General features: G+C 73.6%; 21 protein-coding genes. 9 read left to right on the top strand and 12 right to left on the bottom strand.

Translation table 11 applies throughout. The annotated features are described in order from the left end of the window. Positions 1 to 3: 3 nt before the first annotated feature. The 8 genes from ftsW to rsmH form a co-directional block, all read right to left on the bottom strand. The gene (gene ftsW / locus ACZ6ZT_RS19405) at positions 4 to 1,365 is read right to left on the bottom strand and encodes a putative lipid II flippase FtsW (protein WP_469720621.1); all 1,362 of its coding nucleotides are present in this window, start codon (positions 1,363 to 1,365) and stop codon (positions 4 to 6) included. A gap of 68 nt (positions 1,366 to 1,433) precedes the next feature. Further along, a complete protein-coding gene (murD, locus tag ACZ6ZT_RS19400; protein WP_469720618.1) occupies positions 1,434 to 2,861 on the bottom strand; it encodes a UDP-N-acetylmuramoyl-L-alanine--D-glutamate ligase in 1,428 nt (475 codons plus the stop codon). Further along, on the bottom strand, positions 2,843 to 3,913 hold the full coding sequence (mraY, locus tag ACZ6ZT_RS19395) for a phospho-N-acetylmuramoyl-pentapeptide-transferase (RefSeq protein ID WP_469720616.1): 1,071 nt from the start codon (positions 3,911 to 3,913) through the stop codon (positions 2,843 to 2,845). Before mraY ends, murD begins: the two co-directional genes overlap by 19 nt. Beyond that, positions 3,910 to 5,328 (bottom strand): UDP-N-acetylmuramoyl-tripeptide--D-alanyl-D-alanine ligase, encoded by a 1,419-nt coding sequence (locus ACZ6ZT_RS19390; RefSeq protein ID WP_469720614.1) that lies wholly within the window; start codon positions 5,326 to 5,328, stop codon positions 3,910 to 3,912. Before ACZ6ZT_RS19390 ends, mraY begins: the two co-directional genes overlap by 4 nt. After that, positions 5,325 to 7,016 (bottom strand): UDP-N-acetylmuramoyl-L-alanyl-D-glutamate--2,6-diaminopimelate ligase, encoded by a 1,692-nt coding sequence (locus ACZ6ZT_RS19385; RefSeq protein WP_469720612.1) that lies wholly within the window; start codon positions 7,014 to 7,016, stop codon positions 5,325 to 5,327. The genes ACZ6ZT_RS19390 and ACZ6ZT_RS19385 overlap by 4 nt, the downstream gene beginning before the upstream one ends. 37 nt (positions 7,017 to 7,053) lie before the next feature. After that, entirely contained in the window at positions 7,054 to 9,030 is a 1,977-nt protein-coding gene (locus tag ACZ6ZT_RS19380) for a peptidoglycan D,D-transpeptidase FtsI family protein (RefSeq protein WP_469720683.1), read from the bottom strand. A gap of 96 nt (positions 9,031 to 9,126) precedes the next feature. Further along, positions 9,127 to 9,585 (bottom strand): cell division protein FtsL, encoded by a 459-nt coding sequence (gene ftsL / locus ACZ6ZT_RS19375; protein WP_469720610.1) that lies wholly within the window; start codon positions 9,583 to 9,585, stop codon positions 9,127 to 9,129. Next, complete coding sequence (gene rsmH / locus ACZ6ZT_RS19370; protein WP_469720608.1) at positions 9,582 to 10,541, bottom strand: 16S rRNA (cytosine(1402)-N(4))-methyltransferase RsmH; 960 nt, start codon at positions 10,539 to 10,541, stop codon at positions 9,582 to 9,584. The genes ftsL and rsmH overlap by 4 nt, the downstream gene beginning before the upstream one ends. 247 nt (positions 10,542 to 10,788) lie before the next feature. Between rsmH and ACZ6ZT_RS19365 the strand changes: the two genes are divergently transcribed. From ACZ6ZT_RS19365 to ACZ6ZT_RS19350, 4 genes are all read left to right on the top strand, one after another. Then, positions 10,789 to 11,403, top strand: coding sequence for a beta-class carbonic anhydrase (locus ACZ6ZT_RS19365; RefSeq protein ID WP_469720607.1), 615 nt, complete (start codon positions 10,789 to 10,791; stop codon positions 11,401 to 11,403). A 137-nt stretch (positions 11,404 to 11,540) separates the two neighbouring features. Continuing rightward, entirely contained in the window at positions 11,541 to 12,551 is a 1,011-nt protein-coding gene (locus ACZ6ZT_RS19360; RefSeq protein WP_469720605.1) for an AAA family ATPase, read from the top strand. Next, positions 12,551 to 13,906: a DUF58 domain-containing protein gene (locus tag ACZ6ZT_RS19355; RefSeq protein ID WP_469720603.1), complete on the top strand. Its 1,356-nt coding sequence runs from the start codon at positions 12,551 to 12,553 to the stop codon at positions 13,904 to 13,906. The genes ACZ6ZT_RS19360 and ACZ6ZT_RS19355 overlap by 1 nt, the downstream gene beginning before the upstream one ends. Then, complete coding sequence (locus ACZ6ZT_RS19350) at positions 13,903 to 16,299, top strand: transglutaminase TgpA family protein (RefSeq protein ID WP_469720601.1); 2,397 nt, start codon at positions 13,903 to 13,905, stop codon at positions 16,297 to 16,299. The genes ACZ6ZT_RS19355 and ACZ6ZT_RS19350 overlap by 4 nt, the downstream gene beginning before the upstream one ends. A gap of 727 nt (positions 16,300 to 17,026) precedes the next feature. Here the strand turns inward: ACZ6ZT_RS19350 and ACZ6ZT_RS19345 are convergent. The 3 genes from ACZ6ZT_RS19345 to ACZ6ZT_RS19335 are packed head-to-tail and all read right to left on the bottom strand — an operon-like array spanning position 17,027 to position 20,733. Then, entirely contained in the window at positions 17,027 to 17,659 is a 633-nt protein-coding gene (locus ACZ6ZT_RS19345) for a TetR/AcrR family transcriptional regulator (RefSeq protein ID WP_469720599.1), read from the bottom strand. Positions 17,660 to 17,687: 28 nt separating this feature from the next. Further along, a complete protein-coding gene (locus tag ACZ6ZT_RS19340) occupies positions 17,688 to 19,781 on the bottom strand; it encodes a YhgE/Pip family protein (protein WP_469720597.1) in 2,094 nt (697 codons plus the stop codon). After that, positions 19,753 to 20,733 carry an ATP-binding cassette domain-containing protein gene (locus tag ACZ6ZT_RS19335; RefSeq protein WP_469720595.1) on the bottom strand — a complete coding sequence of 327 codons (981 nt, stop codon included), beginning with the start codon at positions 20,731 to 20,733 and terminating at the stop codon, positions 19,753 to 19,755. The genes ACZ6ZT_RS19340 and ACZ6ZT_RS19335 overlap by 29 nt, the downstream gene beginning before the upstream one ends. A gap of 206 nt (positions 20,734 to 20,939) precedes the next feature. Between ACZ6ZT_RS19335 and ACZ6ZT_RS19330 the strand changes: the two genes are divergently transcribed. The 5 genes from ACZ6ZT_RS19330 (at position 20,940) to ACZ6ZT_RS19310 (ending at position 25,149) form a co-directional block, all read left to right on the top strand. Continuing rightward, positions 20,940 to 21,422 (top strand): SAV_6107 family HEPN domain-containing protein, encoded by a 483-nt coding sequence (locus tag ACZ6ZT_RS19330; protein ID WP_469720593.1) that lies wholly within the window; start codon positions 20,940 to 20,942, stop codon positions 21,420 to 21,422. Positions 21,423 to 21,498: 76 nt separating this feature from the next. Beyond that, complete coding sequence (locus tag ACZ6ZT_RS19325; protein ID WP_469720591.1) at positions 21,499 to 22,257, top strand: class I SAM-dependent methyltransferase; 759 nt, start codon at positions 21,499 to 21,501, stop codon at positions 22,255 to 22,257. Between the two features lie 285 nt (positions 22,258 to 22,542). Further along, complete coding sequence (locus ACZ6ZT_RS19320; protein WP_469720589.1) at positions 22,543 to 22,947, top strand: DUF3040 domain-containing protein; 405 nt, start codon at positions 22,543 to 22,545, stop codon at positions 22,945 to 22,947. Between the two features lie 122 nt (positions 22,948 to 23,069). Continuing rightward, entirely contained in the window at positions 23,070 to 23,696 is a 627-nt protein-coding gene (locus ACZ6ZT_RS19315) for a DUF4126 domain-containing protein (protein WP_469720587.1), read from the top strand. A gap of 31 nt (positions 23,697 to 23,727) precedes the next feature. Beyond that, the gene (locus ACZ6ZT_RS19310) at positions 23,728 to 25,149 is read left to right on the top strand and encodes a phytoene desaturase family protein (protein WP_469720585.1); all 1,422 of its coding nucleotides are present in this window, start codon (positions 23,728 to 23,730) and stop codon (positions 25,147 to 25,149) included. A gap of 25 nt (positions 25,150 to 25,174) precedes the next feature. On the opposite strand, the gene ACZ6ZT_RS19305 is transcribed toward ACZ6ZT_RS19310, so the two are convergent. Continuing rightward, positions 25,175 to 26,095 (bottom strand): hypothetical protein, encoded by a 921-nt coding sequence (locus ACZ6ZT_RS19305; protein WP_469720583.1) that lies wholly within the window; start codon positions 26,093 to 26,095, stop codon positions 25,175 to 25,177. Positions 26,096 to 26,118 lie beyond the last annotated feature (23 nt).

The raw sequence follows: 26,118 nt of genomic DNA, 5'->3' as shown, positions 1-26,118 counted from the left end.
AATTCACCGCTCTCCGGACGGACGCCTCTTGACGCGCCGTCTCATCGACTTCCATATCGGCCCGCTCCGCAGCCGGCCGGACCTCGGCTGGCGCATCGCGAGCGCCGCCCGCGCCGCCGGCTCCTCCCGCGCGAAGGCGATGAGCAGTCCGACCGCGAACATGGTCGGCAGCAGGGCCGACCCTCCGTAGGAGAACAGCGGGAGGGGGACCCCGGCGATCGGCAGCAGACCGAGCACCGCACCGATGTTGATCACGGCCTGCGCCGTGATCCAGGTGGTCACGCCTCCCGCGGCATACCGTACGAAGGGGTCCTCCGTGCGTCCGGCCACGCGGATACCCGCATAGCCTAGGGCCGCGAACAGGGCGAGTACCGACAGCGTCCCTGCCAGTCCCAGTTCCTCACCGGTGATGGCGAAGATGAAGTCGGTGTGCGCTTCGGGTAGTTGCCCCCATTTTTCCACACTCGCACCCAGGCCGGAACCGAACCATCCGCCCGACGCGAGGGCATAGATCCCGTGCACGGCCTGCCAACAAAGGTCGTTCTTGCCCGGGTCTGTCGCCCCCAGGCAGGCGAGCCGGTCCATCCGGTGCGGGCTGGTCTTGATGAGCAGGGCGACGATCGCAGCCGCGAAGACCAGCACGCCCGCGAACATCCGGGTCGGCGCCCCGGCGAGCCAGAGCAGCCCGAACAGGACGGCGCCGAGGATCATCGCGGTGCCCATGTCGCCGCCGAGCATGATGAGCCCGAGCAGCAGGAAGGCGACCGGGACCAGCGGCACCAGCAGGTGCTTCCACTGGCTCAGCAGCCCCTTCTCGCCCTTGCGGGCCAGCAGGTCGGCGCCCCACAGGATCAGGGCCAGCTTGGCGAACTCGCTGGGCTGGAGCATGAACGGGCCGCCCAGCGAGATCCAGTTCTGGTTGCCGTTGATCGAGACCCCTATCCCGGGGACCTGGACCAGGACCATCAGGAACAGGGTTCCGGCGAGCACCGGGTAGGACAGCGCCCGGTGCAGTTTGACGGGCATCCGGGAGGCGGCGAAGAGCAGGACGGCGCCGATCAGGGCGGCCAGGAACTGCTTCTTGAAGAAGTACGCGTCTCCCAGGCCCAGCTGGAGGGCCTTGATCATGGACGCCGAGTAGACCATCACCAGGCCGAGCCCGGTCAGCAGCAGCGCACTGCCGAGAATCAGGTAATAGGCGGTGAGCGGCCGGTCCCAGGCCTTGTTCACCTGCCACTGGACACGCCGCAGCCGCTCCAGCGGCCCGCGCCGGGCGGGCCGCCCCGCGGTGGCGGCGGGGCGTTTGCGGCCCTGCGCCTTCACGGCGGACGGCCGCCGCCCCGGCAGCATCTGCTTGACCGGCATCTGTGATCTTCCCCTCCACTCGTACGAGGCGAGCAGCCGGGTCGGGCAGGAGACCTGCCCGGGTCGACCTAGGCGCTCTCGGCGGCCAGTTCGCGCACGGCGTCGGCGAACGCGTCCCCACGCTTGTTGTAGTTCGCGAACATGTCCATCGAGGCGCACGCGGGCGCCAGCAGGACCGTGTCGCCGCGCTCCGCGAGCCCGGCCGCCTCCCGGACCGCTGCGAGCATCGCCCCAGTGTCGGTCCGGTCGAGGTCGACGACCGGGACCTCGGGCGCGTGTCGCGCGAGCGCCTCGGCGATCAGCGCCCGGTCGGCGCCGATGAGCACGACCGCGCGGAGCCGGTCGGCGGACCGCTGGACGAGTTCGTCGAAGGTCGCGCCCTTGGCGAGGCCCCCGGCGATCCAGACGACCGGTTCGAAGGCCGCCAGCGAGGCCTGCGCCGCGTGGGTGTTGGTGGCCTTGGAGTCGTCGATGTACGTGACCCCCTCGACCTCGTCCACGTACGCGACGCGGTGCGCGTCGGGGCGGAAGTCGCGCAGGCCGTCGCGGACGGCGCGCGGCGGCACGCCGAAGGCGCGGGCCAGGGCGGCGGCGGCGAGGGCGTTGGCGATGTTGTGCGGGGCCGGCGGGTTGACGTCCTTGACCTCGGCGAGCTCCTGGGCGTTCTTCTGCCGGTTCTCCACGAAGGCCCGGTCGACGAGGATCCCGTCGACCACCCCGAGCATGGAGGGGCCGGGCGCGCCGAGGGTGAAGCCGATGGCGCGGCAGCCCTCTTCGACGTCGGCCTCGACGACCAGGGCCTCGGTGGCGGGGTCGGCGGCGTTGTAGACGCAGGCGACCGTGTTGCCCTCGTAGACGCGGCCCTTGTCGGCGGCGTAGGCGTCCATGGAGCCGTGCCAGTCGAGGTGGTCCGGGGCCAGGTTGAGGACGGCCGCGGAGTGGGCGCGTACGGAGGGCGCCCAGTGCAGCTGGTAGCTGGAGAGCTCGACGGCGAGGACGTCGTAGCTCTCCTCGCCGGTCACCACGTCGATGATCGGGGTGCCGATGTTGCCGACGGCGGCGGTCTTCAGACCGGCCGCCCGCAGGATCGACGCCAGCATCTGGGTGGTGGTGGTCTTGCCGTTGGTGCCGGTGATCGCGAGCCAGGGGGCGGCGTCAGGGCCGCGCAGCAGCCAGGCGACCTCGACGTCGCCGACGACGTCGACCCCGGCCTTGGCGGCGGCCTCGAACAGGGGGCTGTCGGGCTTCCAGCCGGGCGAGGTGACCACGAGGTCGGTGCCCTCGGGGAGGGTGTGCGCGTCGCCCAGGCGTACGGAGATCCCCGCCGCCTCCAGCTCCGCGGCCGTGGCCCGGTGGCCCGCGGTGTCGCCGCCGTCGACGACCGTCACCACGGCGCCGAGGCCGGCCAGGGCGCGGGCGGCGCTGACGCCGCTCACGCCGAGGCCGGCGACGGTGATGTTCCTGTCCTGCCAGGAGGTCACTTGTCTGCTGCCCATCCCGCGTAGAAGAGACCGAGACCGACGATCACGCACATGCCCTGGATGATCCAGAAGCGGACCACCACGAGGACTTCGGACCAGCCCTTGAGTTCGAAGTGGTGCTGGAGCGGGGCCATCCGGAAGACGCGCTTCCCGGTCATCTTGAAGGAGCCGACCTGGATGACGACCGACATCGTGATGAGCACGAAGAGACCACCGAGCAGGGCCATCAGGAACTCCGTGCGGGAGCAGATGGCCAGGCCCGCGAGCGCGCCGCCGAGGGCGAGCGAACCGGTGTCGCCCATGAAGATCTTGGCGGGCGAGGTGTTCCACCACAGGAAGCCGAAGCAGGCTCCCATCAGGGCGGAGGCGACGACCGCGAGGTCCAGCGGGTCGCGCACCTCGAAACAGGCGTTCGGGTTGGTCAGGGTCTGCGCGTTGACGCAGGACTCCTGGAACTGCCAGACGCCGATGAAGGTGTAGGCGCCGAAGACCATCACGGCGGCGCCGGTGGCGAGGCCGTCCAGACCGTCGGTGAGGTTCACGCCGTTGGACATGGCCAGGATCATGAACAGCGCCCAGACCACGAACAGCACCGGGCCGATCGCCCAGCCGAAGTCCGTGACGAACGACAGCTTGGTGGAGGCCGGGGTCAGGCCGCGCGAGTCCGAGAACTGCAGCGCGAGCACCGCGAAGGCGATGCCGACGATCAGCTGGCCGGCCATCTTGGCCTTGGCGCGCAGACCGAGCGAGCGCCGCTTGACGATCTTGATGTAGTCGTCGAGGTAGCCGACCACGCCCATGCCCGCCATCAGGAAGAGGACGAGCAGACCCGACATGCTGGGCGACTCACCGGTGATGGCCTTCGTCGCCGCGTACGCGATGAGCGTCGCCAGGATGAAGGAGATGCCGCCCATGGTGGGCGTCCCCTTCTTCCCGGCGTGGCCGCGCGGGCCGTCGTCGCGGATGAACTGGCCGTAGCCCTTGCGGGCCAGCAGCTTGATCAGCAGCGGGGTGCCGATGACGGTGAGGAACATGCCGATGACACCGGCGAACAGGATCTGCCTCATCGGTCGGAGGCCTCGCCTTCGAGCAGAGCCTGCGCGACCCGCTCCAGACCGGCCGACCTGGAAGCCTTCACCAGCACGACGTCACCCGGGCGCAGTTCACTGCGCAACAGGTCGACCGCCGCCTGTGCGTCGGACACGAGCACCGACTCCTCACCCCACGAACCCTCGTTATAGGCGCCCAGTTGCAGCCAGGACGCTTCCCTGCCCCCGACTGCGACGAGCTTGCTCACGTTGAGCCGGACGGCGAGCCGTCCCACCGCGTCGTGTTCGGCGAGCGCGTCGTCACCGAGCTCGGCCATGGGGCCGAGCACCGCCCACGTGCGGCCCCCGTTCGCCTGTGCGGCGCTGCCCATCGCGGCGAGCGCTCGCAGAGCGGCCCGCATGGACTCGGGGTTCGCGTTGTAGGCGTCGTTGACGATCGTGACGCCGTCCGCGCGCTCGGTGACCTCCATCCGCCACCGGGACAGGGTGCCCGCCCCGGAGAGCGCGGTGGCGATCTCCTCGGCGGACATGCCCAGGACATGGGCGACCGCGGCCGCGCCGAGCGCGTTCGACACGTGGTGCTCACCGTACAGGCGCAAGGTCACGTCACCGCACCCGGTGGGTGTGTGGAGTGTGAACGAAGGCCGCCCCTGGGACGTCATACGGACATCCGTGGCCCGTACGTCGGCGTCCTCGGCCTCGCCGAAGAGGACCGTACGGGCCTTCGTACGGGCCGACATGGCGCGGACCAGGCGGTCGTCGGCGTTCAGCACCGCGACGCCGCCCTCGGCCTCGGACGGCAGGGCCTCGACCAGCTCGCCCTTGGCCTGGGCGATGGCCTCGCGGCCCCCGAACTCGCCGATGTGGGCGGTGCCCACGTTCAGTACGAGGCCGATGCGGGGCGGGGTGAGCCCCGTGAGGTAGCGGATGTGGCCGATGCCGCGGGCGCCCATCTCCAGCACCAGGTGCCGGGTCTCCTCGGTGGCGCGCAACGTGGTGATCGGCAGGCCGATCTCGTTGTTGAGGTTGCCCGGCGTCCACACCGTCGGCGCGTGGTGCTGGAGGACCTGGGCGATGAGGTCCTTGGTGGAGGTCTTGCCGGCCGAACCGGTCAGGGCCACCACGTCGGTTCCGATCCGGGCGACCACGGCCCCGGCGAGCGCCCCGAGGGCCGCGACCACGTCGGGGACGACGATGGCGGGCACGGCGACGGGCCGGGTGGCGAGGACGGCGCGGGCGCCCGCCCCGATGGCCGTGGCGGCGTAGTCGTGCCCGTCGACGCGCTCACCGACGAAGGCGGCGAACAGGCTGCCGTCCTCCACCTGGCGGGAGTCGAACACGACGGGGCCGGTCACCAGGACGGACGGATCCGGTATGTCGTGGAGCTGCCCGCCGGTGATGTCGGCGATCTCGGCGAGGGAGAGGGGAATCACGGGGTCACCTCGGCCTGGGGAGCCTGCTGTTGGCGTTCGATGGCGGCGCGCAGCACCGCGCGGTCGTCGAAGGGACGGACGACGCCCGCGGTGTCCTGGCCCTGCTCGTGGCCCTTGCCGGCCACCAGGACGGTGTCGCCGGCCCGGGCGCGCGCGACCGCGGCGGCGATGGCCGCGGCCCGGTCGGCGTCGACCAGGACGGCGCCCCGCTCCTCGGGCGGTACGGAGACGGCGCCTTCGAACATCGCGGCGAGGATGGCGAGCGGGTCCTCCGAGCGCGGGTTGTCGGAGGTCAGGATCGCGGTGTCGGCGAAGCGGGCGGCCGCGGCGCCCATCGGGGCGCGCTTGGTGGTGTCGCGGTCGCCGCCGCAGCCGAGCACGATGTGCAGCCGGCCCTCGGTGACCTCGCGCAGCGCCCGCAGCACCGATTCGACGGCGTCGGTCTTGTGCGCGTAGTCCACGACGGCCAGGAACGGCTGGCCCGCTTCGACCCGTTCCAGCCGGCCCGGTACCCCGGGGACCGCGGCGACGCCGTCGGCGGCGGTCTGCGGGTCGATGCCGGCGGCGGCGAGCGTGACGATCGCGGCGACGGTGTTGGCGACGTTGAACGGGCCCGGCAGCGGGGCGGTGGCCCGTACGCGCTGACCCTCGGGACCCAGCAGGGTGAACGTGGAGTCGGCGGCGCCCAGGACCACGTCCTCGGCGCGCCAGTCGGCGGCGGGGTCGCCGGTGGCGGAGAAGGTGACGACCGGGATCGTCGCCTCCTTGGCCAGGCGACGGCCGTACTCGTCGTCGGCGTTGACCACTCCGAGGCGGGCGCGGCGCTCGGTGAAGAGCTGCGCCTTGGCCTGGAAGTAGTCCTCCATGCCGGAGTGGAACTCCATGTGCTCGGGGCTCAGGTTGTTGAAGACGGCGACGTCGAAGACGCAGCCGTCGACCCGGCCGAGCACCAGGGCGTGGCTGGAGACCTCCATGGTCACGGCCTCGACCCCGCGTTCGCGCATGACGGCGAACAGGGCCTGGAGGTCGGTGGCCTCGGGGGTGGTGCGCTCGGACTTGATGCGCTCGTCGCCGATGCGCATCTCGACGGTGCCGACGAGTCCGGTGGCGCGGCCGGCCGCGCGCAGGCCGCCCTCGACGAGGTAGGCGGTGGTGGTCTTGCCGGAGGTTCCGGTGATGCCGAGCTGGAGCAGGCCCGCACCGGGGCGGCCGTAGATCTCGGCGGCGAGTTCGCCCATCCGGCCGCGCGGGTCGGCGACGGTGAGGACGGGCAGGCCGGTCGCGGCGGCGCGGGCGGCGCCGTCGGGGTCCGTCAGTACGGCGGCGGCGCCGAGGGAGGCGGCCTGCGCGGCGAAGTCCGCGCCGTGCAGCCGGGCGCCGGGCAGGGCGGCGTACAGGTCGCCGGGGCGCACGGCACGGGAGTCGTGCGTGATGCCGGTGACCTGTGCGGCGTCTGGCTCAGGCAGTCCCAGCAGGGTGGCCAGCGCGCCCAGGGGGGTCGGGCGGGCGGACACGGGCCGGGGCGCTCCCGGCGGCGCTGCCGGGGCGTCTTTCTGGGCGGTTCTGGGCTGATCAGCGTGGGGCACGGCGGTGAGCGTACCGGGCGCGGTGGGCCGCTCGCGAAGCGAGGGCCCGCCCCGGGCGTCGGCGGCCGACTGGTTCCCGGGGTTCGGGGTGATCGTTGTCACTGATGGTGCCTCACGCGTTTCTGGCCGGTCGGCCGGTTCACTGTCCGGTCTGCGGACCGGGCTGCGGGCTGGTCGGGGCGGTGTTCGGTGCGGTGTTGGGTGCGGTGGTGGGCGCGGTGTTCGGGGCGGCCGGCCGCGGGCCGGGGTCGAAGGTCACGGGCAGCCCGGCGGGGGCCGTTCCGGTGGGGGCGACCTGGAGGGTCTTGAGGGCGAACTCCATGACGGTCTTGTAGATCGGGCCGCAGATCTGGCCGCCGAAGTAACTGCCCTTGGTGGGGTTCTGGATGGCGCAGTAGACGGTGATCCGCGGGGCGTCGGCGGGGGCGAAACCGGCGAAGGACGCGGTATAGCCCTTGTAGCGGCCGGTGGCCGGATCCACCCGGTTGGAGGTGCCGGTCTTGCCGCCGACCCGGTAGCCGGGGATGCGGGCCCTGGTGCCGGTGCCCTCCTGGTCGTCGACCACGGATTCGAGCATCTCCGAGAGGGTCTTGGCGGTCTCGGCGCTGATCACGCGCGTCTGTCCGGGAGCCGGGGCGGGGGTGAAGCGGCCGTCGGGGCCCTTCGTCCCGCGTACCAGGGTGGGGGTGATCCTGACCCCGCCGTTGGCGATGGTGGAGTACACGGAGGCCGCCTGCATGGCGTTGAGGGAGAGGCCCTGGCCGAAGGGGATCGTGTACTGCTGGGAGGTGGACCAGGCCTCGGGCCGGGCGAGGATGCCGCGGGACTCGCCGGGGTAGTCCAGGCCGGTGGGGCGGCCGATGCCGAACTTGTCCAGGTAGGAGTACAGGACCTTGTTGGCCTCGGTCTGGGTGGCGCCGAGCTGGCCGGTGGCCAGGATGGTGCCGATGTTGGAGGACTTGGCGAGGACCCCGTTGAGGGTCAGGTACCAGGTCGGGTGGTCGACGTCGTCCTTGAAGAGCCGGTCGCCGCGGTGGAGCCGGTTGGGGACCTCGACGTGGGTGTCGGGGGTGGCCTTCTTCTCCTCCAGCACGGCGGCCATCGACATCACCTTGGCGGTGGAGCCGGGCTCGTACACGTCCTGGAGCGCGGCGTTGCCCATGGCGGCGGTACTGGCCCGGGTCAGGTCGTTGGGGTCGAAGCCGGGGGCGTTGGCCATGGCGAGGACCTCGCCGGTACGGGTGTCCTGGACGACGACGTAGCCGCGGTCGGCGCCGGACTTCTCGACCTGCTCGGTGATGGCGGACTGCGCGGCCCACTGGATGTCGCGGTCGATGGTCAGCTCGATGTCGTCGCCGGGTACGGCGGGCTTCTCGCTGGACCCCGCGGTGGGGACGGGGCGGCCGCCGGACTGGGCGTAGGTGAGCTGCCCGTCCTTGCCGGCCAGCTTCTTGTCGAGGGAGGACTCCAGGCCGCCGCCGCCCTTGCCCTCGGCGTTGACGTAACCCAGTATCCCGGCGGCGAGGGTGCCGTTCGGGTACACGCGCTTGCTGCTGACCTCGTTGAAGACGCCGGCGATGACGTTGGCGCCGGGGCCGTTGCGCTTCTTGTCGGCGGCGGCCTTGTCGGCGAAGAGCTTCTTCAGGTCCTTGATCTGGTTCCACACCTGGGGGGTCTGGCGGCGGGCCAGGACCACGTAGCGGGTGTTCTTGGTCTTCAGGCGGGCGGTGAGCTCCTTGGCGTCCTTGCCGAGGATGGGGGCGAGGAGGGCGGCGGCCTGCTCGGGGGCGTCGGGGGCCTTGCTCTCCTGGGGGGTGAACATCTTGGGGTCGGCGGTGATGTCGTACGCGTCGACGCTGGTGGCCAGGGCCACGCCCCGGCGGTCGGTGATCTCGCCGCGCTCGGCGGCCAGGGTGTAGCTGGTGAAGCGGTTCTCGGAGGCCTTGGCGGAGTACGCGGAGGCGTCGACGGCCTGCACCTGGAGGAGCCGGACGACGAAGGCCAGCATGACCAGCGTCAGCCCGACGCCGACCAGCCGCAGCCGGGGCCGCGGACTCCCGAGCCGAATGGTGTGCGGCGCCCGCGCCGCGCCGGCCCGCCGGGCCGGCCCCGGCACCTTCTGCGGACTCACCGCACCTCCCACGTCTCACACGCCGGCGAGGCCGCGCGGGCACGCCGGGCAGGGCCACATCCGGGGGTCCGCGTCACGGCGTCACCTTCCGGGGGTCTGGTTCGGTTGCGGCTGGGCGGACGGTACGGCCGCCGGGGGCGACGGGGCCTCCGCCGGCGCGGCGGTGCCGGCGACCTTGCCGTCGGCCCCGACGAAGACGGGACTGCCGCCCGGCACCAGCCCCAGCTCCCGCGCCCGCCGCTGCAACGCGTCCGGCGCCGAGTACCCGTCCACGTCCCGCTGGAGCGCCTGCTCCTCGTCCGTCAGGGCGGTGGTCTCCTTCTTCAGCTTCGTCAGCTGGAAGGACCCCTGGTTCAACGCGGAGTTCAGCAGCAGCAGACTGATCAGCCCGCCCCCCAGCAGCGCCACCACCAGCAGGACGAACGGCATCCGCGCCGCCTGCGCGCCCGAAGCCCCGCCGGCCCCGGCGGGCCGCACCCGGACGAAGCGACCCGCCTTGCCGGCCCCGCCACCGCCCCCGGCGCGGCCCGCCGGGCTCACAGCCGCGCCTCGCGGATCCGCTCGACCCCGCGGAACCGCGCCGGAGCGGCCCGCCGGTTCTCGGCGATCTCCTCCTCCGTCGGCAGCTCCGCGCCCCGCGTCAGCAGCTTCAGCTTCGGCTGGTACTTCTCCGGCACCACCGGCAGCCCGGCCGGCGCCGTGGAGGTGGCCCCGGCCGCGAAGACCTGCTTGACCAGCCGGTCCTCCAGCGAGTGGTACGAGAGCACCGCGATCCGCCCGCCGACCGCGATCCGGTCGACCGCCGCCGGGATGGCCTTCTCCAGCCCGGACAGCTCCCCGTTGACCTCGATCCGCAGCGCCTGGAAGGTCCGCTTGGCGGGGTTGCCCCCGGTCCGCTTCGCCGCCTGCGGCAACGCGTCCCGGATCAGCTCCACCAGCCGTGCGCTGTTGCTGAACGGCTCCTTCTCCCGCTCCCGCACGATCGCCGACACGATCCGCTTGGCCTGCTTCTCCTCGCCGTACTGGCGCAGGATCCGCACCAGCTCGCCCGGCGCGTAGGTGTTGAGGACCTCGGCGGCGCTGATCCCGGTGGTCTGGTCCATGCGCATGTCCAGCGGCGCGTCCTGCGCGTACGCGAACCCGCGGTCGGCTTCGTCGAGCTGCATGGAGGAGACGCCGAGGTCGAAGAGGATGCCCTGGACGGCCGGGATCCGCAGCCCGTCCAGCACCTCGGCGAGGTCGGCGTAGATCGCGTGGACGAGGGTGGCCCGCTCCCCGAAGGGCGCGAGGCGTTCGCCGGAGAGCCGCAGGGCCTCCTTGTCGCGGTCGAGGCCGATCAGGTGTACCTCGGGGAACCGGGTCAGCAGGGCCTCGCTGTGGCCGCCGAGGCCGAGGGTGCAGTCGACGACGACGGCCCCGGGCCTCTCCAGCGCCGGGGCCAACAGGTCCAGGCACCGCTGGAGCATCACCGGGACATGTCGGGACTCGCTAGTCAAAGCGCCCTCTCAGATAACGGCGCGGCAGGCGTACGCCGCGCCGCGCACGCGGAGTTTTACCAGGGGGCCGGGCGGCCGGTGAGGGCCGGGCTCCGGCCGGTTCGCGTCACTTTAGTGCAACGCCCGCCCCGGTCAACGAACCGCCCCGCGCCCGGTGCGCCCCCTGGAAGGGAAGCCGCGAAAGCCGTGAATCACCCGGGCGGCGGCCCCCGGCTCACTCCTGTGGGTTAGCTCACAACAAGATCCGTTGACGTTCTTTGTCCCCTCTCGCCCCGTGCCGTCCCCGCCCGTGACCACTAACGTCGTAACCATGACGACTTCCGCATCCCTGCCCGCCGGCCCCGCACCCCAGGCACCCGGCGGCGACTCCGTCACCGACCGACTGGTAGAGGCGAACCGCCGCTACGCCGCCCGGTTCACCGACCCGGGCATGGACGCCCGCCCGGTGCTGCACGTCGCCGTCGTCGCCTGCATGGACGCCCGCCTCGACCTGCACAAGGCCCTCGGCCTGGAACTCGGCGACTGCCACACCATCCGCAACGCCGGCGGCGTCGTCACCGACGACACCATCCGCTCGCTCACCATCAGCCAGCGCGCGCTCGGCACCCGCACGGTGATACTGATCCACCACACCGGATGCGGCCTCGAAAGCCTGACCGAGGACTTCCGGCACGAGCTGGAGGACGAGGTCGGCCAGCGCCCCGCCTGGGCCGTCGAGGCCTTCCGCGACGTCGACCAGGACGTCCGCCAGTCCATGCAGCGGGTCCGCACGAACCCCTTCCTGCCCCACAAGGACGATGTGCGAGGCTTCGTCTTCGACGTGCACACCGGACTCCTGCGGGAGATCGATCCCGCCTCTTGAGTGACACCGGGCCGTGACGGCGTCAAGAATGCGGGGAGACGCGCCCCGGAACCCCTCCGGAACGGCGTCCGTGTTTCGGGGTGGGCCGGTTCGCGCGCCAGCGGCGTCGGCCCTGGGAAAGGGCCGAGGAGAACCAGGTGACCACGTACGACGACCGAGCGAGCCTCGCTGATCTGACCAGCACGGCCGAGCGGATCCGGCAGTCGGTCGAGGGCGTGATCGAAGGCAAGCCCGAGGTCGTGCGCCTCGCGCTCACCGTGCTCCTCGCCGAGGGCCACCTGCTGATCGAGGACGTGCCGGGCGTCGGCAAGACCATGCTGGCCAAGACGCTCGCCAAGTCCATCGACTGCTCGGTGCAGCGCATCCAGTTCACCCCGGACCTGCTGCCCTCCGACATCACCGGTGTCAGCATCTACGACCAGCAGCGCCGCGAGTTCGAGTTCAAGCCGGGCGCGATCTTCGCGCAGATCGTCATCGGCGACGAGATCAACCGCGCCTCGCCCAAGACGCAGTCGGCGCTGCTGGAGTCGATGGAGGAACGCCAGGTCACCATCGACGGCACCACCTACGCGCTGCCCAGCCCCTTCATGGTGGTCGCCACCCAGAACCCGGTGGAGATGGAGGGCACCTACCCCCTCCCCGAGGCCCAGCGCGACCGCTTCATGGCCCGCGTCTCCGTCGGCTACCCCAGCCCCGAGGCCGAGCTGGAGATGCTCGACGTCCACGGCGGGGTCTCCCCCCTGGACGACCTCACCGCCGTCGCGCACGCCCACGACGTCGTCAAGCTGATCGAAGCGGTCCGCGAGGTGTACGTGGCCCCGCCCGTGCGCCGCTACGTGGTCGACCTGGTCTCCGCCACGCGCAGCCACCCGGACCTGCGCCTGGGCGCCTCGCCCCGCGCCACCCTGCACCTGCTGCGCGCCGTGAAGGCCTGCGCCGCCCTGGCCGGCCGGGACTACGTCCTGCCCGACGACGTCCAGCAGCTGGCCGGGCCCGTCCTCGCGCACCGGCTGCTGCCCACCGCGCAGGCGCAGCTGAACCGGCGCACCGCCGAGCAGGTCGTCCACGACATCCTCCAGCGCACCCCGGTCCCCGCCGCGCACGCCCGCGGCGAGATGCCGCCCGGCGCGGGCATCCGGGGCTTCTGATGGGCGCCGGTGCCCCGGGCGGCGCCGGCGGGGAGGTTCGGGACCCGGGCGGGCTGCGGGCCTCGCTGGCCGGGCTGACCACCCGCGGCCGCTCGTTCCTGGCCGCCGGGGCCGCCGCCGCCGTGTGCGCGTACGTCCTGGGCCAGGGCCAGCTGCTCCGCGTCGGCCTGCTGCTCATCGCCCTGCCGCTGATCTGCGTACTCACCCTGCACCGCACCCGCCACCGGGTCACCTCCGGCCGTCTGCTCACCCCCGCGCGGGTGGCCGCCGGATCCGAGGCCCGGGTCCAGCTGCGGCTGGAGAACGTCTCGCGGGTGCCCACCGGACTGCTGATGCTCCAGGACCGGGTGCCCTACGTGCTCGGCCCCCGGCCCCGCTTCGTCCTGGACCGCGTCGAGGCCTCCGGCCGCCGCGAGGTGTCCTACCGGGTCCGCTCCGACCTGCGCGGCCGCTACCCGCTGGGCCCGCTCCAGCTGCGGCTGAACGACCCCTTCGGGCTGGTCGAGCTCACCCGCTCCTTCAGCACCTACGACACCCTCACCGTCATCCCCCGCACCGAGCCGCTGCCCCCGGTCCGCGTGACCGGCGAGGCCAACGGCTACGGCGACGGCGCCCGCCGCTCGCTCGCGCTGGCCGGCGACGACGACGTGATCCCCCGCACCTACCGGCGCGGCGACGACCTGCGCCGGGTGCACTGGCGCTCCACCGCCCGCTACGGCGAGCTGATGGTGCGCCGCGAGGAGACCCCACAGCGCAGCAAGGCCACCGTCCTGCTCGACACCCGCGGCGGCGCCTACGAGGGCGCGGGCCCCGACTCGGCCTTCGAGTGGGCGGTCTCCGCCGCCGCCTCCACCGTGCTGCACGTCCTGGAACAGGGCTTCTCGGTGCGGCTGCTCACCGACACCGGCGACTCGGTGCCCGGTGAGGGCTCCGGAGGCTTCTCGGCCGGCGGGCAGGAGTCCGCCGAGGCGGCCGGGCTGATGATGGACACCCTCGCGGTCGTCGGCCACTCCGACGCCGCCGGGCTCACCCGCGCCCTCGAAGCGGTGCGCGGGCCCGGAGCGGGCCTCGGCGCCGGCGGGGACGGCCTGCTCATCGCGTTCTTCGGCGACCTGGACGACGTACAGACGCAGACGGCGGCCCGGATGCGGCAGCGCAGCGCGGGCGCGGTGGCGTTCGTACTGGACTCCGCGACCTGGGCGGGCGAGCCCACCCGGGTGGAGGAGCGGCTGCGCGGGCTGCGCGAGGCGGGCTGGACGGCACTGGCCGTACCGCCCGGCGCCGCGTTCGCCGAACTGTGGCGGCAGGCCGGGGACACCCCCCTCGGCGCGGGAGCGGCGGGAGGCCGGGCATGAGCGGGCGGGCACGCGTGACGCTGTTCGGCGTACTGGCGACGCTGCTGACCTCCTGGTCGCTGGCCCCGCTGGTGGAGACCTCCGGCTGGCTGCTCCAGGGAGCGGCGCTGCTGTGCGTACAGGCCGCGGTGGGGGCGGGGGCGCGGCGGGTGCCGCTGGCCCGGCCGCTGACCGTGGGCGCGCAGCTGCTGGTGACGCTGCTGCTGCTGGCCTTCCTCTTCGCCGGGAAGGGCGAGTCCACCGGGAGCGGGCCGCTGGCCTTCCTGGTCACCGACTTCGGGGCACTGTTCGAACGCGGCGTACGGGACGTGGGCGAGTTCGCCATACCGGCACCGCTCTCCGACGGCATCCGGCTGCTGCTGCTGTCCGGGATGCTGCTGGTCGGGCTGCTGGTGGACCTGCTGGCGGTGACGCTGCGCACGGCCGCGGCGGCCGGGCTGCCGCTGCTGGCGCTGTACTCGGTGGCGGCCGGGCTGTCGGCGGGCCAGGGCGGCTCCTGGTTCGCGTTCCTGCTGGCCGGCGCCGGCTACCTGCTGCTCCTGCTGTCGGAGGGGCGCGACCGGCTCGCCCAGTGGGGCCGGGTCTTCGGCGCGGCCCCCGGCACGCGGGTCTCGGCCGCCTCGGGGTACGGGGGCGGCCCGGGCGGCGGCGGGCGGGCGCTGGCCCCCGTACGCACGGGGCGGCGCATCGGCGCGGTCGCGCTGGGGCTGGCGCTGGCGGTGCCGGCCGTACTGCCCTCGCTGGGCGGCGGGGTGCTGGGCGCTCCCGGCGAGGACGCGGCCGTCGCGGGCGGCGGGGGCACGATCTCCGCGGTGAACCCGCTGGTGTCCCTGCAGAGCAGCCTGAACGCGACGGACAACCGGGTGGTGCTGAAGTACCGCACGGACAGCCCGCAGCTGGGCGAGCAGTACCTGCGCATCCTGGCGCTGGACGAGTTCAACGGGGTCAAGTGGGAGGCCTCCGGGCGCCCGCTGACCGATGTGCCGCAGCGGCTGCCGAACCCGATGGGGCTCAGCGAGCAGGTCCGCGGGAGCGCCGCGGAGGTGCGGACCACCGTCTCGGCGGCGGAGACGTACGCCCAGCGCTACCTGCCGATGCCGTACCCGGCAACGCAGGTGGACATCGGCGGGAAGTGGCGCTACGAGCCGGTCGGCCGGACGCTGGTCGGCGACCAGCTGGGCAAGGACCGCTTCCAGAACGTGCAGGGCGCGCAGTACACCGTACGGAGCCTGCTGCTGCGGCCCACCGCGGCGCAGCTCCAGGCCGCGCCGGAGCCCAACCCCTTCGTGCGCGCGGAGTACACCCGGCTGCCGGACAACCTGCCGCCGGTGGTGGCGGAGACCGCGCGGCGGGTGACGCAGGGCGCGCGGGACGACTACACGCGGGCCGTCCGGCTCCAGGACTTCTTCGCGGTGAACGGCGGCTTCCGCTACGACACGAAGGTGTCCTCGGGGACGGGTTCGCAGGCCATCGCCCGCTTCCTGGCGGACAAGGAGGGCTTCTGCGTCCACTTCGCCTTCTCGATGGCGGCGATGTCGCGCACGCTGGGCATCCCGGCGCGGGTGGCGGTCGGCTTCACCCCGGGCGAGAAGCAGTCCGACGGCAGCGTGAACGTCTCGATGCGGGACGCGCACGCCTGGCCGGAGCTGTACTTCGAGGGCGTGGGCTGGACCCGGTTCGAGCCGACGCCGCGGTCGGGGATCTCGGTGCCGGACTACAGCCGCACCGACGTCCCGGCGCCGCAGCCGTCGGCGCCGTCCGCGCTGCCCTCGCAGTCCGCGGCGGCGCCCTCGGCGGCGCCCTCGCAGAACGACGCCTGCCCGCCGGAGCTGAAGAAGCTCGGCGAGTGCGGGGTGGCCGCGCCGAAGCAGGACCTCGGGGCCGGTTCGGGCGGCGTGTCCGCCGGCGCGGTCCTCGCCTGGAGCGCGGGGGTCCTGGCCGTGCTGGCCCTGCCCATCGTCCCGCTCCTGTGGCGGCGCCGGGTGCGTGCCCGCCGGCTGGCGACCGGGGACGTCCTGGACGCCTGGCGGGAACTCGGCGACTGCGCCTGGGACGTGGGGATCCCGCCCGACGAGGCGCTGTCGCCGCGCGGGGCGGGGGAACGGGTGGTGCTGCTGGGCGGGCTGGACGGAGAGGCCGCCGAGGCGGTGCGCCGGGTCGCGGGCGCGGTGGAGCGCGCCCTGTACGCCCCGCCCGGCGCGGACGCCGGCTACCCGGCCCTGCGCGCGGACGTCCTCCGGGCCGGCGCCGCCCTCCTCGCCTCGGCCTCCCGCGGAACCCGCCTGCGCGCCCTCTTCCTCCCCCAGTCGGCCTCCCGCACCACCGCGGCCGCCACCACCCGCCTCACCACGTACACCACCCGCCTCACCACCCTCCGCCCCCGCCGCCCCTGACGGCGCCGGCGGCGGGGTCGGGGGTGACCGGGCGGCTCGTCCCCCCTGCGCGCCGCTCCCGGGGACCAGCCCCCGGACCCCCACGCCTCAAACGCCGGCGAGGCTGATCTTTGCCAACCGGGGTGGGCAACCTCAGACCCCCGGGATGTCCAAGGCGGGCAACCTCAGCCCCGCCGGCGTTTGAGGCGCGGGCGCGGAGCGCCGTGGGGTGAGGCGCGGTGGGGCACGGACCCGATGCGCACCACGGCTGCGGCCCGGCTCTTTCAGCCGCGCCGACGTCTGAGGCGGGAACGGTGGAAGGGCGGGGAGGGGCCGGCCCCGCGCAGCGGCTCCGCCCGGCGGCCCGACGGACGGAGTCCGGCGCAGCGCGGCGAAGCCGGGGAGGCCGCCCACGGCCGAGCCGTGCGAGCGGCGCATAAAGAAGGGAAGGGCCGCCCACGGCCGAGCCGTGCGAGCGGCGCGTGAAGAAGGGGCAACGCAAACGCCGGTGGGGTTGGGCTCGTTCCCCCCGAGCCCTGCCCCACCGGCGATTCGCGATTCCGGGTCCCCCCGGACCCCGCTCGCTCCGCGGCCCCGTGTCCGCGGTGCGGGCGGCGTCCGCCCGATGCCCCCAGTCTGCTGTCCGCGCGGCCGGGGGCCATCCGTACGCGTACTCATCTGTGCGACTAGGTACGGATACTCAGTTCTACGCCGCCCCCACCCCCGGAGGGCACCGCCGACCGGGGGGTCACCGGCTCCCGCTCACCCGCCCCCGCAGCAGCAGCGACAACGCCGAGTGGACGTCGTCCAGCGACCGCTCGCTCTGGAAGGCCTGCCAGTCCAGCGCGGCGACCAGCACCATCCCCACCATCGCCGCCGCCGTCAGCTGCACATCGATCTCGGGGCTCAGTTCCCCCCGCTCGACGCCCTCCCGCAGCACCGTCTCCACCACCGCGACCGCCTCCTGCCGCACCACCATCAGGGTGGACTGCCAGGCCCGGTTGGTGCGCCACAGCTCGGCCACGTACAGCTGCGTGAAGGCCGGGTAGCGGTCGATGAAGACCAGCCCCGCCCGGATCATGGCGTCGAGCGCCTCGACCCGCGTCCCGCCCCGCTCCTCGGTCTCCCGCGCGGCGTCCCGCAGCGAGGCGGTCAGCAGACCGACCCCGTGCCGCAGCAGCTCCTCGAAGAGGTCGGTCTTGCTCGCGAAGTTGTAGTAGACGGTGCCCTTGGCGACGCCGGCCCGCTCGGCGATCTCATCGACCGTGGTCGCGGAGAAACCCTGCTCGGCGATGAGGGTGACGGCGGCTTCGTAGAGCTTCTGCCGGGTGGCCTGGCGGCGTGCGCCGCCCGTGCCCGTACCGGTGCTGCTGCTTTCCATGGCGCTGATTCTCACAGGTCAACGCCCCTCACAGGCTCAGTTCGGGGTGCAGCCGGTCCATCGTCCAGACCTGCTTGCCGCGGGCGGCGAGCGCGGTGAGGGCCAGGGCGCCCACGGTGAAGGCGGCCAGCACCCCGCAGCCCTGCCACACCGGGGTGAGGTCGCCGCCGGTGATGAGCCGGCGCAGGCCCTCGACGATGTACGACATCGGCAGGTAGGGGTGGATGGCGTTGAAGAAGCCCGGACTGGTCTGGACGGGGTACGTACCGCCCGCCGAGGTCAGCTGGAGCATCAGGAGGGCCAGTACCAGGATCCGCCCGGCCGCGCCGAACTTGGCGTTGAGCCACTGCACGATGGCCGCGAAGCAGCAGGTGACCAGGAACAGGAAGCCGAGGGTGAGGGCCGGCCGGGCCATCTCCAGGCCGAGGCCCCAGTGGAGTACGGACATCAGCGCGCCCACTTGTGCCACGCCGAGGGCCGCCACCGGCAGCCAGCCCGACAGCGCGACCCGCCAGGGCGAGGCGCCGGCGGCGAGGGCCCGCTTGTTCAGCGGCGCGATCAGCATGTAGGCGACCATCGCGCCGACCCACAGCGAGAGCGGGATGAAGTACGGGGCGAAGCCGGTGCCGTAGTTGGGCGCCTTGTGCAGGGCCTGGTTGGCGAGCTTGACCGGGTCGGCCATGACCTGGGTGCGGGCGTCGCGCTGCTGCTGGTCGTAGTCGGGGATCTTGCCGACGCCGTCGTGCAGGCCGCCCGCGAGGTCGCCGCTGCCGTCGACCAGCTTGAAGATGCCGCCGTTGAGGGTGCGCGCGCCGTCGCCGAGCTTGCCGACGCCCTCACTGAGGGCCCCGGAGCCGCCCGCGGCGGTGCCGATGCCGGAGTGCAGCTGGACCATGCCGTCGGCGGCCTTGTGGGCGCCGGTGTTGAGGGCGTTGACCTTGGCGACGGCCGATTCGAGGTCCGCGGAGAGGCCGGGGGCCTTGACGGCGAGCTCGCGGGCCGTGGTCTCCAGGTCGCTCAGCTGGCCGCGCAGCTTGTCGACGTCGCCGTTCGAGTTCCCGACGAGGGTGTTGACGTCGGCGGAGAGCAGCGCGGCCTCGGCGGCGGTGTCCCTGGCCTTCTTCGCCGCGGCGCACAGGCCCGGCGGGAGCGGCTGGCCGGAGGCGGGGCTGACGCAGTACTTCGTGTACAGGCCGTCGGAATCGGCGGCGGCCCGCTTGTTGAGGGCAGCCAGCACCGGGGCCTTCTCGACGAGCTTGCCGAGGTGGTTGTTGACCACCTTCGCGGTGTCGGCGACGAGTTTGGCGCTGTCCGCGAGGTTCTTGGGGTCCTTGACGAAGGGGCGGGCCTTGTCGGCGGCGCCGTTGACCTTGTCGGCAAGGGTCTGGGTGCCGGAGGCGAGCTCCTTGGTGCCGTCCTCCAGCTGGCCGGCGGCGGAGTTGAGCTTCTTCAGCCCGCCGGTGAGTTCGCCCGTCTTCTCCTTGGCCGTGTCCAGGCCGTCGGCGAGGTCCTTCGCGCCCTGCTGGGCCTTGCCCGCGCCGTCCTTGAGCTTGTCGGCGCCGTCGGCGGCCTCGGCGGTCTTGTCGTGCAGGTCGGAGAAGGAGACGAAGATCTTGTCCAGGAAGCCGCGGGAGGCGTTGGCGGTCGCCGCCGAGCGGACCTCGGCGAAGACGGTCCGGGAGATCGAGCCGACGATGTAGTTGTTGGCGTCGTTCGTGCGGACCTGGAGGGCGCTGGTGGTGGGGTCGGAGCCGCCGCTGGAGGCGATCTTCGCGCTGAAGTCGGCGGGCATGGTGAGGGAGAGGTAGTAGGTGCCGTCCTCCAGGCCCTTGGCCGCGTCGGCGGCGCTGACCTCGTGCCACTCGAAGGTCTTGCTGGCGTGCAGCTTCTTGGTGATCTCCCCGCCGGCGTCGAGGCGCTTGCCGTCCGCGGTGGTGCCCTGGTCGGCGTTGACGAGGGCGACGGGCACCTTGTCGAGACGGCCGTACGGGTCCCAGAACGACCAGAGGTACAGGGCTCCGTAGAGCAGCGGCAGGAGGAGCAGCGCGACGAGAGCGGCCCGGGGGAGCTTGCCCCGCCCGAACCGCTTCAGCTCAAGCGCGGCCAGTTTCGGCGAGCGCATCGTCCGCCCCCTTCGGGTCTTCGTCGTCGTCGTGGGTGGTGGCGGCAGTGGTGGCGGCCCCGCCGTCCTCGGGCCGGTCCGCGACGCCGTCCGTGTCGCCGTCCGTGTCGTTGTCCGGGGCCGGCCGGCCCCAGGTGATCTTCGGAGTGGTGCCGGGGACGACGGCCGTCGGGGGGGCGGGCTCGGCAGCGGGGGCGGTTTCGGCTTCGGCTTCGGCTTCGGCTTCGGCTTCGGCTTCGGCTTCGGCCGGTGCGGCGGCGGCGCCCGTGCGGATCACCAGCACGCCCTCCGGGGCCTCGCTGCACACCGCGAGGACGGTGGTGCCCCGGTCGGCGATCGAGCGCAGCAGCGCCCACGCCTCGGCCCGTTCGGCGTCCGAGAGCTTGAGGTCGAGGTCGTCCACGGCCAGCAGGCGGGGGCTGCCGAGCAGCGCCAGCGCCAGGGAGAGCCGTACGACTTCCAGCCGGTCCAGGTCGCGCACCGCGGTCCGGCTCCCCTTGGGCAGGGTCGCCGGGTCCAGTCCGGCGGCGGCCAGAGCGGCGTCCACGCGGGCCGCCGCCCGGGCGCGGCGCTCGCCGCGCGGGCGCAGCAGGGCGCGCACCGGGCCGTCGTAGCGGCGCTGGAGCAGGGCGCCCTCGCGCAGGTGCTCGGCGACGGTCAGGGCGGGGTCGAGGTCGTTGACGCCGGGGACCGGGCCGAGGGCGGCGATGCGGCGGACCGCCGCCATCTTCTTCGGCAGCCGGTGCCGGCTGATCTCGGCCTGGCCCTCGGTGGACTTCATCCGCCCGGTGAGCGCCAGGAGCAGGCAGGTCCGGCCGCTGCCGGACGGTCCTTCGAGCGCCACGAGCGATCCGGGCTCCGCGTCGATGTCCACGCCGCGGAAGGCCCAGCCGCGCGGGCCCTTGAGTCCGAAGCCGGCGGCCTTGACGGCCGCGCCGTGCGGGCTGTCCACGCCTTCCCCCCTTCGTTTGCACCTCTTTTGAACTGACCGGTCAGTTCAAAAACTTAGCAGGTCCGGCGCCAAACCCCCCACACGGGACCGGTCTTGAGGGCGAAAGCGCAGGTCAGCGCGATTGTCAGTGGGCCCGTTCACGATGGATGTACGCACCCGCGTACCCGCAACACCGCCGAGCACCACGCATCGACAGGAGGTTCGTCATGGCCACACCGTCCCCGTCCCCTGTCCACCCCGTCCCGCGCAGGTCGGCCGCACCACCGGCCGCCCTGGACCTGCTCGCCAAGGCCCGCGGCGGCCTGGCCGAGGCGGCGCAACTGCCCCGGCCCCACGAGCGGTACGCCACCGCCCACCTGGCCGCGCTGCGCGCCGCCGCGGCCGTGCTGGCCGCGCGCGGCCGGCCCGAGCCGGCCCGCCCGAGGCGGCGGCCCCGGATCCGCAGCGCGTGGGAGGTCCTCCCGGAGACAGCTCCGGAACTGACCGAGTGGAGCGCCCTGTTCGCCTCGGGCGCGGCCCGCCGGGCCCGGGCGGAGGCGGGCATAGCGGATGCGGCGAGCGGCCGGGACGCGGACGACCTCGTACGGGAGGTGGGGATGTTCCTGCGCCTGGTGGAGCGGATGCTGGCGCTCCAGCCCCCGGCCCAGCCCCTCCCCCAGCCGCGGCCGGAGCGTCCCCAGGCGGGATGACCTGCCCGGTCGGCCGAGGCAATAGGGTGGGGCACGCACCGCTCCCCCACCCTTACGCGCCGAGGAGTCATCAGCCGTGTCGGACACTTCCCGCCCCCGTGCCTCCCTCCGCACCGCCGTGGTGTGGGAGGTCCTCAAGGAGGCCCTCGACCGCCGGGCGAAGGCGACCGGGCGGGACGTCCTGGACGTGCTGGACACCGGCGGCGGCACCGGCAAGTTCGCCGTGCCGGTGGCCCGCCTCGGCCACCGGGTGACCGTGGTCGACCCCAGCCCGAACGCGCTGTTCGGGCTGGAGCGCCGGGTCGCCGAAGCCGGGGTGGCCGACCTGGTCCGCGGGGTCCAGGGCGACGCCCAGGGCCTGCTGGACGTGGTCCAGCGGGAGGCGTACGACGTGGTGGTCTGCCACGGCGTGCTGGAGTACGTGGACGACCCGGCCGAGGGCGTGGCCAACGCCGTCGCCGCGCTGCGCCCCGGCGGCGTCCTCAGCCTGCTCGGCGCCGGCCTCGGCGGGGCGGTCCTCGCCCGGGCCCTGGCCGGCCACTTCACCGAGGCCCGCACCGCGCTCGGCGACCCGGCCGGCCGCTGGGGCTCCGGCGACCCGGTGCCGCGCCGCTTCACCGCAGAGCAGCTGAGCGAGCTGGTCGGCGGAGCCGGCCTGGAGGTCGGCGCCGTCCACGGCGTGCGGATCTTCGCCGACCTGGTGCCCGGCGTCCTGGTCGACACCGAGCCCGGCGCGGTGGAGGCACTGCTGCGACTGGAGGAGGCCGCAGCCGAGCTGCCCGCCTTCCACGCGGTCGCCACGCAACTGCACGTCCTCGGCCAGAAGCCCGCCTGATCTGCGGCCTTGCCCGAACGGGCTCTCCCGCTTCGCCCTCCGAACCGGCCCTCGGCCACGTATGATCGGAAGCACCTGTCGGCATGCCGGAGAGCTCAGTGGGGAATAAGCGCCTCAGTGACCGCGCTGGCGACGGTACGTTTCACGCATTGCTCCATGTTTTCTTGGCTCAGCGGTTGCAGAATGTGGCGTAGAGGGCGGGTATTCACGGGGGCGATTCCCCGCCTATCCTGAAGGGGACCCCTGGTCGCTACCCCCCGCGACCGACGGATGAGGAGGACTCCCGTGCCGCTCTCGGAGCACGAGCAGCGAATGCTCGAGCAGATGGAGCGAGCGCTGTACGCCGAAGACCCCAAGTTCGCGACAGCGCTTGAGGGCAGTGGACTGCGCACGTACACCCGGCGACGGGTCTACCAGGCAGTCGCAGGCATTGTGGTGGGTATCGCGCTCCTCATGACCGGTGTGATCTGGCAGGAAGTGCTCTGGATCAGTGTGGTGGGATTCCTCGTCATGCTGGCCTGTACGGTCCTCGTCGTCACCGGTTGGCGCAAGGCACCCAAGCCCGGCGAGCAGCCCGTCTCCGGAAGTGCAGTCGGTTCGGCCCGTGGCGGCCACAACCGTCAGCGCCGGTCGATGATGACCCGTATCGAGGAACGGTGGCAGCGCCGCCGTGACGAACAGGGGCAGTAGCCCCCGTACCCGTTCCACCCAGTCCTTCGCCGAGGGGACCGCCGCCTGCGGGCCGCGGTCCCCTCGGCGTTCCCCCGACGTCCGTACCGGGCGGGCGGCGCCGCGTGCGGCATGATGGCCGGGTGAGTGTGCTCCCCCTGGTCTTCACCAGCGGCTGGGCCAGCGGGATCAACGCGTACGCCGTGGTCCTCCTGCTCGGCATCTTCGGCGCCACCGGCCTGACCGACGAGGTCCCGGCCTCGCTCCAGCGCACCGACGTCCTGATCGTGGCGGGCGTGCTCTTCCTCTGCGAGGCGGGCGCCGACAAGATCCCGTACGTGGACTCCCTCTGGGACTCCGTCCACACCGTGATCCGGCCGGTCGCGGGCGCCGTCGTGGGCGCCCTGCTGGCCGGGCAGAGCGGCTCCCTGTCCGACCTCGCCGCCGGCGCCGTGGGTGGCTCCACCGCCCTGGCCAGCCATTTCGTCAAGGCCGGCACCCGGATGGCGATCAACACCTCACCGGAGCCGCTCAGCAACATCGTGGTCAGCACGGCCGAGGACCTCGGCGTGGCCGGTCTCGTCACCTTCGCCATGTTCAACCCGCAGGCCGCCGCGGTCATCGCGGCCGTCCTGCTGGCCACCGGCCTGGCCATGGTGGCCTTCCTCTGGAGCCGGATCCGCCGCTTCCGCCGCCGCCGGGCCCAGCGCCGCGAGGAGAAGCACCTGGCCGCCGGAGTCCGCGACGGTACCGGGGCACCACCGGGCTGACGCCCTGACCTCGCTCGATAGGCTCAGCCGCATGGCGAGAATTGCGGTGATCGGCGCCGGCATGGGCGCGATGGCGACGGCGGCCCGGCTGGCGGTCGCGGGACACCAGGTGACGGTGTACGAGCGGGGGGCCTCCTACGGCGGGGCGGTCGGCCGCTTCGCCCGCGACGGCTTCACCTTCGACACCGGCCCCGGGCTGCTGCACCTGCCCGCCGTCTACCGCGACCTGTTCGTGAAGACCGGCAAGCGCCCGCTGGAGGACCTGGTCGGCATGGTCCAGCTGGACCCGGCCGTCCGGCACGTCCTCGCCGACACCTCCGTCACCCTCCCGGGCGCCTCGCGCGGCGGCGTCGCGGCCGCCCTCGACGAGGCCTTCGGCAAGGGCGCGGGCGAGCGCTGGAACGCCGTCCTGGGCCGCGCCCGCGACACCTGGGACGCCACCCGCCGCCCGCTGCTGGAGGAGCCGCTGCGCCCCGACTGGCAGGTGCTGGGCCGCGACCCCTATCCGGCGCTGCGCGGGAGCGGCCTGCTGCGCCGCCGCACCCCCTCGCTGGCCGAGGTGGCCGCGCGCGAGCTGGGCGGCCCGCTCGGGGAGCTGCTGGCCGGACGGGTACGGGCGTACGGGCTGGACCCGGACGCCGCGCCCGCCTCCGCCGCCGCGCTGCCCTACATGGAGCAGACCTTCGGCAGCTGGTACGTCCTGGGCGGCATGCGCGAGCTGGCCACCGCCCTCTACGAGCGCTGCCTGGAGCGGAAGGTCACCTTCGCCTTCGACACGCCCGTACGTGAGGTCCTGGCGCGGGGTGGCCGGGCGGCCGGGGTGCTGCTGGGCGACGGCACCGAGGCGACGGCCGACTCCGTGGTCTGCGGGATGGACCCGCGGCGGCTCCCGGCCGGGTCGGTGTCCTGGCCGCACGGCGGCGCGCCCGCCCGCGGCGACGGGGTGCCCGGCCGGCTGACCCTGCTGCTGGCCCTGCGCGGGGCCCGGCCGGACGGCACCGTGCACCGCACGCTGGTGCACTCCCCCGGGCTCGACGTCACCGTCCTGCGCCCGGACGACCCGGCCACCCGGCCCGACGCCGACCACGAGGCGGTCACGGTGACCGCCGTGTGCGGCCCCGCGGGCGGGGCCCCGGTGCCGGACCCCGAGGAGCTGCTGGACCTCGCCGCCCGGGCCGTACCGCGGTTGCGGGAGCGGCTGCTGTGGCTGGAGGTGCGTACGCCGTCGGACGTGGAGGCGGCGACGGGCGCGCTCGGCGGCTCGGTGCCCCCGCCCGCCCTGGCCGGGGACGGCGGCCGGCTGCTGTACCCCGCCAACGCGACGGCCCTGCCCGGGCTGTACCTGGCGGGCGGCTGGGCGCACCCCGGCGGCGGGCTCGCGCACGCCGGGATGACCGGGGCCCTGGTGGCCGGGCTGATCGTGGAGGGGGAGGGCTTCCGGGGCTCGCGGTGAGCCGGGGCCCCGGGCCCGGACGCCGTCAGTAGCGGTACTGCTCGTACTCGCCGGCGCCGTTCCCGTTGCCGCCGCCGTTCGCGTCGCCCTGGTACGGGTACCCCTGCGGCGGCTGCTGGCGGCCGTCCTGCTCCGGGTACCCGGCCGGGGCGTCGGTGGCCCGCTGCTGCGGGACCCACACTCCGCCGGGCGGGGTGTCGGTGGAGTACTGCTGCGCGGCGGGGTCGGCGTAGGACGGGTAGGCGGTGTACGCCGTGTAGTCGGGGTAGTCGCCGGGGGCGGCCGGGGTGAGCCCGCCGCCGGTGCCGATGTACGGGTCCGAGTAGGCGGCGTAGACCTGCTGTTCGCCGCCGGCCGGGTAGCCGGTGTAGTCGTAACCGCCCTGGCCCTGCTGGGGGTCGTAGGAGGCGGCGTACTGGTGGGCGTCCTGCTCGGCCGTGGTGAAGGGCGAGGCGAAGGCGGCGGTGGCGTCGGGCTGCCCGGAGGCGAAACCCTGTATCCCGTACGAGCCCGTCTCCTCGGGCACCGGCCGCGGGGTGAACACGTCGTCGGAGTCGTCATGGCGCTCCGGGCTCCGCGCGTCCGCGCCCGGGGCCCCGTACTCCACCCCGGTGACCTCCAGGGCGGGTTCGCGGCGCGGCGCGGGGCCGCCCCGCCGGCGCCGGCTCCGCGTCTGGCGGACGGGTTCGCCGCCGCGGCGCAGGGCCCAGCCGGCCACGAAGCCCTTGCGGAAGGAGAGCGTCACGAGGGTCTGGCCGACGGCGAAGGCGGTCGCGCCCACGGCGATCACGACGACCGACGGCAGCACCACCCCCGCTACGACGCCGGCGAACCCGGCGAAGGCGAGCAGGCGCCAGCGCAGCCGGGCCTTGTACTGCATCAGGACCTCGGCAAGCAGCCACAACGCGACGATGCCGAACGCGATGTAGAGGACCGTCATTCCCATGCAAGGCCCCTCTCGGTACGGCC

The sequence above is a fragment of the Streptomyces sp. NPDC102258 genome, from assembly GCF_055584685.1.
The sequence above is the reverse complement of the archived record's forward strand: the minus strand, read 5'-3'. Positions and strand labels throughout refer to the sequence as shown.